9 protein-coding genes are annotated in these 9,497 nt (G+C 72.8%); 3 read left to right on the top strand and 6 right to left on the bottom strand.

The window, feature by feature from the left end; all coding sequences use genetic code 11:
- Positions 1 to 3: 3 nt before the first annotated feature.
- Positions 4 to 759 (top strand): cellulose binding domain-containing protein, encoded by a 756-nt coding sequence (locus Aau02nite_RS11795; protein WP_212988413.1) that lies wholly within the window; start codon positions 4 to 6, stop codon positions 757 to 759.
- A 10-nt stretch (positions 760 to 769) separates the two neighbouring features.
- Here Aau02nite_RS11795 and Aau02nite_RS11790 read toward each other — a convergent pair whose 3' ends face one another.
- The 3 genes from Aau02nite_RS11790 to Aau02nite_RS11780 all read right to left on the bottom strand — a co-directional run bounded on the left by Aau02nite_RS11790 (position 770) and on the right by Aau02nite_RS11780 (position 4,557).
- Entirely contained in the window at positions 770 to 1,558 is a 789-nt protein-coding gene (locus Aau02nite_RS11790; RefSeq protein ID WP_212988412.1) for an SAM-dependent methyltransferase, read from the bottom strand.
- A 169-nt stretch (positions 1,559 to 1,727) separates the two neighbouring features.
- Positions 1,728 to 3,071, bottom strand: a complete 1,344-nt coding sequence (locus tag Aau02nite_RS11785) for a DNA polymerase IV (protein WP_212988411.1) — start codon at positions 3,069 to 3,071, stop codon at positions 1,728 to 1,730.
- A gap of 52 nt (positions 3,072 to 3,123) precedes the next feature.
- Positions 3,124 to 4,557, bottom strand: coding sequence for a sugar porter family MFS transporter (locus Aau02nite_RS11780; protein ID WP_212988410.1), 1,434 nt, complete (start codon positions 4,555 to 4,557; stop codon positions 3,124 to 3,126).
- A gap of 269 nt (positions 4,558 to 4,826) precedes the next feature.
- On the opposite strand from Aau02nite_RS11780, the gene Aau02nite_RS11775 reads away from it, so the two are divergent.
- On the top strand, positions 4,827 to 5,207 hold the full coding sequence (locus tag Aau02nite_RS11775; protein ID WP_212988409.1) for an ATP-binding protein: 381 nt from the start codon (positions 4,827 to 4,829) through the stop codon (positions 5,205 to 5,207).
- Between the two features lie 15 nt (positions 5,208 to 5,222).
- On the opposite strand, the gene Aau02nite_RS11770 is transcribed toward Aau02nite_RS11775, so the two are convergent.
- Entirely contained in the window at positions 5,223 to 6,434 is a 1,212-nt protein-coding gene (locus tag Aau02nite_RS11770; RefSeq protein ID WP_246595068.1) for a PP2C family protein-serine/threonine phosphatase, read from the bottom strand.
- Between the two features lie 99 nt (positions 6,435 to 6,533).
- On the opposite strand from Aau02nite_RS11770, the gene Aau02nite_RS11765 reads away from it, so the two are divergent.
- Positions 6,534 to 7,349, top strand: coding sequence for an SAM-dependent methyltransferase (locus tag Aau02nite_RS11765; protein ID WP_246595067.1), 816 nt, complete (start codon positions 6,534 to 6,536; stop codon positions 7,347 to 7,349).
- Between the two features lie 9 nt (positions 7,350 to 7,358).
- Here the strand turns inward: Aau02nite_RS11765 and Aau02nite_RS11760 are convergent, their stop codons facing one another.
- Both Aau02nite_RS11760 and Aau02nite_RS11755 read right to left on the bottom strand, forming a co-directional pair.
- Entirely contained in the window at positions 7,359 to 8,033 is a 675-nt protein-coding gene (locus Aau02nite_RS11760; RefSeq protein WP_212988408.1) for a response regulator, read from the bottom strand.
- Positions 8,030 to 9,397: a sensor histidine kinase gene (locus Aau02nite_RS11755; RefSeq protein WP_246595106.1), complete on the bottom strand. Its 1,368-nt coding sequence runs from the start codon at positions 9,395 to 9,397 to the stop codon at positions 8,030 to 8,032. Before Aau02nite_RS11755 ends, Aau02nite_RS11760 begins: the two co-directional genes overlap by 4 nt.
- Between the last annotated feature and the right edge of the window lie 100 nt (positions 9,398 to 9,497).

Raw genomic sequence — 9,497 nt, 5'->3', positions numbered from 1 at the left:
GAGATGAACGACACCGATTCCCGGCCGCGGCGGTCCCTGGTCGTGGTGCTCCTGGACGGGGTGCTGCGGCTGGTCGCGGCCGTGCACTCCGGCGCGACGCCGACCCCCAAGGTGCGCGAGGCCGGCGGGCGGCGCGGCGCCGGGCGGTATCTGCTGGTGGCCGGGGTGCTGGCCGCGCTGGCCGGCACCGCCGTGCTGGTCGTGATCCTGGTGCGGGCACCCGACGGCGGCACGCCGCCACCCGATCGGGCGGCCGCGCTGCCCGGACCGCAGTCCCCGGCGGCAGCGCCGAGCGTGGCCGTGACGACCACTCCCACTGTGCCCGGCACGACGGCGACGCCGGGTGCCACCACGACCGCACCCACCACCGTGACCACCGCACCGGCGCCGTCGCTCACGTCCAAGGTGCCGATCACCGAGAATGCGCCGGTGCCGCTGACCGCGTCGTACCGGACGTCGTCGGTCACGGCCGGGCTGCTCGGCTACCGGATGACCGTCTCGGTGGCCAACCCCGGAAAGGCCGCGAAGGACGGCTGGACCGTGACGGTGATGCTCCCCCGGTCGACGCTGCGGGTCTCCGGGGTCGACGGCGCCACCGCGGCTCAGGACGGGCCGGTGTGGACGTTCACGCCGGACACCACGACCGCGCTGGTGCCGGCGGGCGGCGCGGTCGAGCTGGCTTTCGAGGTGCACGGCGCGACGCTGATCAACGCGGCCCCGCAGGACTGCCGCGTCGACGGCAACCCCTGCGGGGACTGAGCGCCGGTTCCTACGGCTTGCGGCCCACCGCGCCGTACTGGTCGATCTCGGGTGCCTCGGTGTCCGGGCGCCACCGGGTGACCGGGACCAGGCCGGGCTCCACCAGCTCCAGGCCGTCGAAGAGCTGAGCCAGGCGGGCCGGGCTGCGCAGGTGGTACGGCAGCGCGGCGGACTGGTTCCACAGGCGGGCCGCCTCGACGACCTCCGGACTGGTGTCGGTGCCGTCGTACAGGGCGAGGTAGCTGCCGGACGGCAGGTCCGCCAGCGCCTTACCGACCATGCCCCGGGCGACGGCGTCGTGCTCGACGTGGCCGAGCACGCCCATGAACAGGACCGCGACCGGCTGGGAGAGGTCGAGCGTCTTGGCCGCCTCCCGCAGCACCAGGTCGATGTCGTGCATGTCGGCGTCGATGTAGCTGGTGGCGCCCTCGGGCTTGCTGGTGAGCAGGGCCCGGGCGTGGGCGAGCACCAGCGGATCGTTGTCGACGTAGACGATCCGGCTGTCCGGGGCCACCGACTGGGCGACCTCGTGGGTGTTGTTGGCGGTCGGCAGGCCCGTACCGATGTCCAGGAACTGGCGGACACCGGCCTCCCCGGCGAGATAGCGCACCGCCCGGGCCAGGAACGCGCGGCTCAGCCGGGCGTTCTCGGCCAGCGCCGGCTGACCGACGAGGATCTGGTCGCCGACCGCCCGGTCCACCGCGAAGTTGTCCTTGCCCCCCAGCAGGTAGTTCCAGATCCGGGCGGTCTGGGGCACCGAGGTGTCCAGGGTGGGGTGCTGCTGCTCGTCGTTCGCCACGTGCCACTCTCCGAATCGGACGGTACAGGCCGGCAGGTCGGCGCCAGCCTAGACTGCGGCGTCACGCTACAGCGACACCCGATCGCAGGACACCGCCACAACGGACCGGGAGCCGGCCGGGGCTGAAGTCGAGCGCGACGCCCTGGCCGTCGCAGCAAGTCGCCGCGCCTCAGGCCGGTACGGTCCAGTCCGGCGGCTCGGCGGGATGCAGTTTCGCGTCGTCGACCGCGAAGGTCCGCACGGGTCCCGGCGGCGTGGCCGGTCCCTCGAAGCGCACGGTGACCCGGCCCAGCCCGCTGCCCCAGACCCAGCCCGGACCGTGGTCGTCGTGCCGCACGTCCTGCCCGGGGCGCCACTGCGCCGACACGGGCTCGACGGGCTCCGGCGCCACCTCCGCCGCCTCCGCGACGACCGCGTCGACGTCCGGCGCGGCGGGCGAGGACGAGCTGAACAGGTCGTCCTGCGCGAAGTCGGTCAGGGTGGTCATGCCGACCCCGAGCAGCCGGATCCCGGCCGAGGTGTCGACGTCGGCCAGCAGCCGGCGGGCCAGCTCGGCCAGCAGCCGCGGGTCGTCGGTGGGCTGGTCGCGGGTCAGCGAACGGGTGATCGTGGTGAAGTCGTGGTGGCGGATCTTGACGGTGACGGTCCGTCCGGAGATCCCGGCGGTGCGCAGCCGGCCACCGACGCGGGCGGCCAGCAGATCCAGTTCCCGGGTCAGCCGGCCCCGGTCGGCCACGTCGACGTCGAAGGTCTCCTCCGCCGACACCGACTTCGCCTCCCGCTCGGTCACCACGGCGCGGTCGTCGTCGGCGCGGGCCAGCCGGTACAGGCCCGCGCCGTGGGCCTGGCCGAACCACTCGATCAGGTCGGGCAGGGGCACCGCGGCGAGCTGACCGACCGTGTGGACCTGCGCGCGGCGCAGCCGCTCCTCGGTGGTGGGACCGACCCCCGGGAGCCGGCTGACCGGCAACGGGTGCAGCACGGTGCGTTCCTCGCCGGCCGCGACGACCAGCAGTCCGTCGGGTTTGCGCAGGTCAGAGCCGATCTTGGCGAGCAGCTTGGAGGAGGCGGCGCCGACCGAGCCGGTGATCCCGCCGGTCGCCTCGGCCACGGCGGCCTTGAGCCGCCGCGCGACCGCGGTGACGCCGGCGGCCGACAGGTCATGGTCGCCGGCGGCGAGATCGAGGTACGCCTCGTCGATGGAGACCTGCTCGACCACGGGCGAGACCTCGGCCAGCAACGCCATGAACACCTCGCTGGTCCGGCGGTACGCGCCGAAGCGGGGCGCCAGGAAGGTCGTTCCGGGCGGGCAGCGCCGCCGGGCCTCGGCCGTGGGCATCGCGGAACGGGCTCCGAACGCACGGGCCTCGTACGAAGCGGTCGCCACCACCCCGCGGCCGGCGACGCCGCCGACGATGACCGGCCGGCCCCGCAGGGACACCTTGTCGCGCTGCTCGACGGCGGCGAACATCGCGTCGAGATCCACGTGCAGAATGCTCGGCTCGCGCCTCACCGGCGTCCCGCTCCCCGCTCGTCCACCCTCCCAGTGTCACCGCTGCGTGCGGTCAGGCGCGGCGGGAGGCGAAGTCCGCGGGCTTGAACCTGCCCTTGGCCAGGTGGTCCTCGATCTGCTCGAGGCTGCGCCCGGTCAGCTCGGGCATCTTGCGGTACAGGAAGACGAACGCGATGACGTTGAACGCCGCGTACATCCAGAAGGTCTGCCCGGTGCCGATCGCCTTCATGGTGCTGAGCAGGGTCAGGGTGATCAGCACGTTCGTCCCCCACAGCGACGCGGATTGCGCCGCGGCGCCGGCGGCCCGGGTGGCCAGCGGATAGATCTCCGATCCGGTCAGCCAGCCCATGAGCTGGATGCCGCCGGCGGTGAAGGCCATGAAGGCGATCAGCGTGGCGATGATCCACGGCGTCATCGACTTGCCGTCGTTGCCGGAGACGAAGAACCAGCCGAGCACGGCGAGCGCGGCCGCGGCGCAGGGCAGGGTGAGCAGGGTCAGCCGCCGCCGGCCCACCCGGTCGATGATGACCAGCCCGATGAGCTGGGCGATCAGGTACGTCAGCCCCAGGGCCACGGAGACGCGCAGCGCGGTGGAGTCGGAGAAGCCGTTGTCGGTGAGGATGGTCGGCGTGTAGTAGACGATCATCTCGATGCCGGACAGCTGGGTGAAGATCGCCAGCCCGCAGCCCACCACGAGCGCCGGCCGCACCCACGCCGCCCGCAGACCGGCCCACCCGCGGGTGCCGGCCTGCTTCTCGGCCCGGACGTTGTCGCTGATCTCCCGCAACTCGTCGGACAGGTCGCTGTCCGGGTGGCGTACCCGGGCCAGCGCCTCCCGGGCCCGGTCGGCGTGGCCCTCCCGGGCGAGCCAGCGCGGGCTCTCCGGCAGGCGCAGCATCAGGGCGAACATGATCGCGGCGGGTACGGCGGCCATGCCGATGGCGACGCGCCAGTCGATGACCTGGGTCGCGCCGACGATGGTGGCGATGACGATGCCGACGCCGATGGCGATCTGGAAGAAGAGCACCAGCCGCCCGCGGTAGGCGGTCGGCGCGAGCTCGGCGACGTAGACCGGTGCGGTCTGGGTGGCGCCGCCGACGGCGAAGCCCAGGACCAGGCGGCTCAGCGACAGAGTGACCGGATCGGGCGACAGCGCGGCCGCGATCGACCCGACGACGAAGACGATGCCGATGAGCAGCAGCGTGCCGTGCCGGCCCCGGCGCTCGGCCAGCCGGCTGCAGGTCAGCGCGCCGATGACCGCGCCGACCAGGATCGACGCCGCGATCACCTGCTCCCACAGGTGGCCGATGCCGAAGTCCTCACCGATCTGCAGCAGCGCTCCGGAGATGATGCCGGTGTCGTAGCCGTAGAGCAGGCCCGAGACGGCGGAGACGAGCGCGACCACGACCACCGAACCCGTCAGCCGGTCTTCGCGCCCCGGCGGCGACAGCTGCGTCCCGGGCCCGTCGTGATCGGTCTGGCTCATCTCTTCCTCCGGCGCAGTGATCCATGTCCTGTGCGCCCGCAGTGCCCCGGGACAGCCGGAACTAACATCATCTATTCCCGCGGTCCGGTTCACCCGATCGGGGTATCGCGGGAACGCCACCGAGCTCGGCCATCGGATCCGCGCCGACGACGGTCCGGCTGCGATCCTCGCGCTCATCAGGCAGCTCGAGGCCGAGCGCGGGAAACACCGGGCGCCGGGGCGCGCACCCCGCTGGGCGTAATCGGCGTTACGGAGGGTAGAAAGCTGTCATGGATCCGTTGCGGCTGTCGTTCGCTCACCGCACCGACTACGCGGCTCTGCGGCAGTACGCACGGCAGATCCTCGGCCAGTGGCAGACCCCGGAGCTGGTCGACGACACGCTGCTGGTGATCACCGAGCTGGTGGAGAACGTCGTGCAGCACACCGGCAACGGGGGCGAACTGGTGCTGCTCCGGCGCGACGACGCCGTCCGGATCGAGGTGACCGACACCAGTTTCGAGCTGCCCCGCGTGTACGGCCCGGACCCCCGCCGCATCGGTGGACGCGGCCTGCTGCTGGTCGCCGCGCTGACCCGGGCCTGGGGTGCCCGCCCCAGCGACCACGGCAAGATCGTCTGGGCCGACGTGCCGCTGAGCGAGCAGACCGGCTGACCCGCCCGGGCCGGATCAGGGGTCGCGGCGTACGACCAGCACGGCGATGTCGTCGGTGGGCCGCTCGGTGCCGGTGCTCGCCATGATCGCGTTGCTGACGGCCTCGGCGCTGTCCGGGCGGATCGTGTCGGTCAGCCGCTTGATCCCGACGTCGATGATCTCGCCGCGGTGCTCCACCAGCCCGTCGGTGTAGCAGACCAGCACGGCACCGGGCAGGAAGTCGATGATCGTCGCGGTCCGGATCCGGGCCGGCCGGCCGATGCCCAGCGGCGGGCCGACGGGTATCCGCGGCACCGCCGCCGGTTGACCCGGTACGGCCAGGATCGGCGGCAGGTGCCCGGCCAGGGCGACGTGCACGGCGGTGCGGTCGGGACTGATCATGGCGTAGAGCGCGGTGGTGAGATTCCCCGCCTCGAAGTGGTGGACCTTGCGGTCCAGCAGGGTGAGGACCTCGGCCGGGTCGTCGGAGATCAGGGCGTACGCCCGCAGCGCACTGCGCACCCGGCCCATCACCACCGCCGAGGCCAGCCCGTGCCCGGACACGTCACCGATGACCACGCCCAGCCAGCCGGACGGGAGCGCGAAGACGTCGTACCAGTCCCCGCCGATGCCGAAGTCGTGCCCCGGCACGTAGCGCGCCGCCATGTCCACGCCGGCCGCACCGGGCAGCAGGGTGGGCAGCAGACTGCGTTGCAGAGCCAGCGCGGCGGCCTGGTCGAGCTTGTTCGACCGGATCTGCCCGGCCCGGCCGGCGCGGTCGGCGACGAGTTGCAGCAGGTGCACGTCGTCGTCGGTGAACGCGCGGGGGGTGAGGCTGCCGATGTGCAGGACGCCGACCACGTCGTCGCCGGCCAGGATCGGGACCCCCAGCAGCGACCGGACGCCCTTGTCGAGCAGGATCGGGTTGACCACGTCGTCGGCGGTGACATCGGCGATGGCCACGGGTTGCCGGGTGGCCGCGACCCGGCCGGCGAAGCCCCGGCCGATCGCCACCCGGAAGCCCTGCCGGACCTCTTCCTCCAGGCCCTTCGCGGCGGTCGCGACGAGCTGACGGGAGTGGACGTCCACCAGCAGGATGACCGCGGTGTCCACGCCGAGCAGATCCCGGACGCGGTCGAGCAGTTCGTCGAGCAGATCGGCGGCGGGCAGTCTCGACAGAGCCATGTCGGTGACGGCCTCGAGCCGGCGCAACCGCTCTTTGTCCCTGATGCTCTCGGTCTCCACCACACCAGCAGCCTAAGGCCCAGCGGCCCCGGCCTCACGCGGCAGCCACGCACGGGTGGACCGTCGCCGCGCCGCGCGGCGTTCGGCGATATCGTTCAGCCCGTGAACGACACGAACGCAGCGGCCCCCGGCATCGACCCGACCAAGGCGCACCCCGCCCGGCGTTACAACTACTGGCTCGGCGGCAAGGACAATTTCGCCGCCGACCGGGCCTCCGGTGACGAGCTGGAGCGGCTCTTCCCGAAGGTGCGCCTGGGCGCGCTGGCCAACCGGGCGCTGCTGCAGCGGGCCACCCGCTTCCTCGCCGCGGAGGCCGGCATCCGGCAGTTCCTCGACATCGGCACCGGCCTGCCGACCGCGGACAACACCCACCAGGTGGCGCAGCGGCACGCTCCCGAGAGCCGGATCGTCTACGTGGACAACGATCCGCTCGTCATGGTGCACGCCCGGGCCCTGCTCGACAGCAGCCCGGAGGGCCGTACGGCCTACATCGAGGCCGACCTCAACGATCCGGGCGCGATCCTCGACGACCGGGTCCTGCACGAGACGCTCGACCTGACGCAGCCGGTCGGCCTGATGCTGATCGCCGTCCTGCATTTCATCCACGGCCACGGCGCGGCCACGGCGATCGTGCGCCGGCTGGTCGACGCGCTGCCGCCGGGCAGTTACCTGGTCGCCACGCACGCCACCTCCGACTTCGGCACCCCCGAGCAGCAGGCGCTCTACCAGCAGCTCGTCGAGCAGGGCAAGTCCGATGTGTGGACCCGGAGCCGGGAGGAGTTCACCGGCCTCTTCGGCGGGCTCGAGCTCGTCGAGCCGGGCGTGGTGCCGGCCAGTGAATGGCGTCCGGCGCCGCACGAGCAGATCCCCGCGCCGTCGGACATCAACCTGTGGGCCGCGGTGGGCCGCAAGGGCTGACGGCTCTCCTCAGACCTGACCGCCGGGCGTGACCAGCCCGGTCTCGTAGCCGAAGACCACGGCCTGGACCCGGTCGCGCAGGCCCAGCTTCTGCAGGATCCGGCTGACGTGGGTCTTGGTGGTCTGCTCGGCGATGAACAGGGAGGCGGCGATCTCGGCGTTCGAGCGGCCCAGCGCCAGCAGGCGCAACACCTCCCGTTCCCGGTCCGTGAGCCCGTTGAGCGCCGTGGCGCCGGCCGGCCGGCGCGGGCGGGCCGCGACGAAACTCTCGATGAGCCGGCGGGTGATGCTGGGCGCCAGCAGCGCCTCGCCGGCGGCCACCACCCGGACGGCCCGGAGCAGGTCCTCGGGCTCGCTGTCCTTGAGCAGGAAGCCGCTCGCGCCGGCCTGCAGCGCGGCATAGATGTAGTCGTCCAGGTCGAAGGTCGTCAGCATCAGCACCCGCGGTGTGTGCTCCCCGGCGCGGTCCGGCCCGAGCAGGGCTCTGGTCGCGGCCAGTCCGTCCAGCACCGGCATCCGGACGTCCATCAGTACGACGTCCGGGCGCAGGCTGCGCGTGCGCTGCACGCCGAGCTGCCCGTTCTCCGCCTCGCCGACGACCGTGATGTCGTCCTGGGCCTCGAGGATCGCCCGGATGCCGACCCGGATCATCGACTGGTCGTCCACGATCAGCGTGCGGATCACTCCTGGCCTCCGATCGGCAGCGTCGCCAGCACCCGGTAGCCGCCCTCGGCGCGCGGGCCGGCCTGCAGAGATCCGCCGACCAGGCGCACCCGTTCGCGCATCCCCGGCAGCCCGTGACCGGCCCGGCCGGGCGCTTCCATGGGCTGCGCCGGCTGCGCCGACGCGTCGTTCTCCACGGACAGCACCAGGTCGAGCTCGTCGAGGTCGAGGCCGATCGTGGTACGGGCACCGGGCGCGTGCCGGATCACGTTGCTCAGCGACTCCTGGACGATCCGGTACGCGGTCAGGGCGACGCTCTCCGGGAGCACTGCCTCGCGTACCGCCTCGGCCTCGCGCAGCTCGACCGGCACGCCCGCGCGCCCGGCCGACTCGACCAGTTCCGGCAGCCGGCCCAGCCCGGGCACCGGCGTCAGCTCGGGGTCGGCGCTCTCGTCGCGCAGCACGGCCAGCAGCTGGCGCATCTCCCGCATCGTCGCGCGGGCGCCGGCCGCGATCCGGGCGAACTCCGCCTTGCTCTCCGGGTCCAGGTCCTTGATCCGGTACGACGCGGAGGTGGCCTGCATGTGGATCACCGACATGCTGTGCGCGACGACGTCGTGCAGCTCACGGGCGATCCGGGTGCGTTCCTCGGCGACCGCCCGCTGGCTCTGCTCCACCTCGACGTCGCGCCGGGCGTCGGCCAGCTCCCGGCGGACCTCCTGCCAGCCCCGGGTCATCAGCACGGCGCCGAGGGCGAGGGTCGACAGGATCGGGTAGAGGATCATCATCGTCAGCCCGTCCGTGAGGGTCCGCCCCCGCGGATCGAGCAGCGCCACCACGGTGAGCAGCAGCACGCTGGCCGACCAGGTCACCAGGGCCATCCGCCGGCCGGCCCAGGCGGCGACCAGCGCGATGTGCGCGACCAGCGTGAACAGGCCGGACACCGTGAGCGGCCAGGTCGACCCGGAATCGGGCGGGATGGCCACCGCGAACACCGCGACGGCCACGAACTGCAGCGCGGTCGCCACCCGGGGCCGCAGCAGGATCAGCACCAGCGCGGCGCTCTGCGCGATGCCCGCTACGAACGCGAGCAGCGGTAACACGTCGAACTCCGTGACAGCCAGCGTCACGTTGAGCGGCAGCAGCGTGAACGCGAGGAAACCGGCGATCAGCCACGGCAGCAACCACGTCAGCACCGGGCGGTTACGCCGGCGCAGGCCCGCCACGGAATCAGCGGCCGGCTCGCCGGCCCCGGCCAGGATGGGGCGGACAGCCCCGAGGGCGTGTGGGACCACCATCACCACCCGCGACAGGCGCGAGAGCACCGGCCGGCGCTTCCCGGGCGCCGCCGAGCCGTGCTCCTGCTCCGTTTCCGCACGCGCCATCACGCAGCGACACTACCCAGATCGGTCACGCGCGGCGTCCAACCGCAGAGGTATCCGACCCCCTACCCGGGGATGACCCGCGGCGGTACCGGAGATCGAC

Origin of the sequence: Actinoplanes auranticolor, from assembly GCF_018332655.1 — a bacterium.
GTDB lineage: Bacteria > Actinomycetota > Actinomycetes > Mycobacteriales > Micromonosporaceae > Actinoplanes > Actinoplanes auranticolor.
The sequence above is the reverse complement of the archived record's forward strand: the minus strand, read 5'-3'. Positions and strand labels throughout refer to the sequence as shown.

Coding starts and splice junctions, on each gene's coding strand:
- Aau02nite_RS11795 (WP_212988413.1), top strand. CDS start 4: ATGAACGACACCGATTCCCGGCCGCGGCGGTCCCTGGTCGTGGTGCTC.
- Aau02nite_RS11780 (WP_212988410.1), bottom strand. CDS start 4,557: ATGAGCCAGACCGATCACGACGGGCCCGGGACGCAGCTGTCGCCGCCG.
- Aau02nite_RS11775 (WP_212988409.1), top strand. CDS start 4,827: ATGGATCCGTTGCGGCTGTCGTTCGCTCACCGCACCGACTACGCGGCT.
- Aau02nite_RS11755 (WP_246595106.1), bottom strand. CDS start 9,397: ATGGCGCGTGCGGAAACGGAGCAGGAGCACGGCTCGGCGGCGCCCGGG.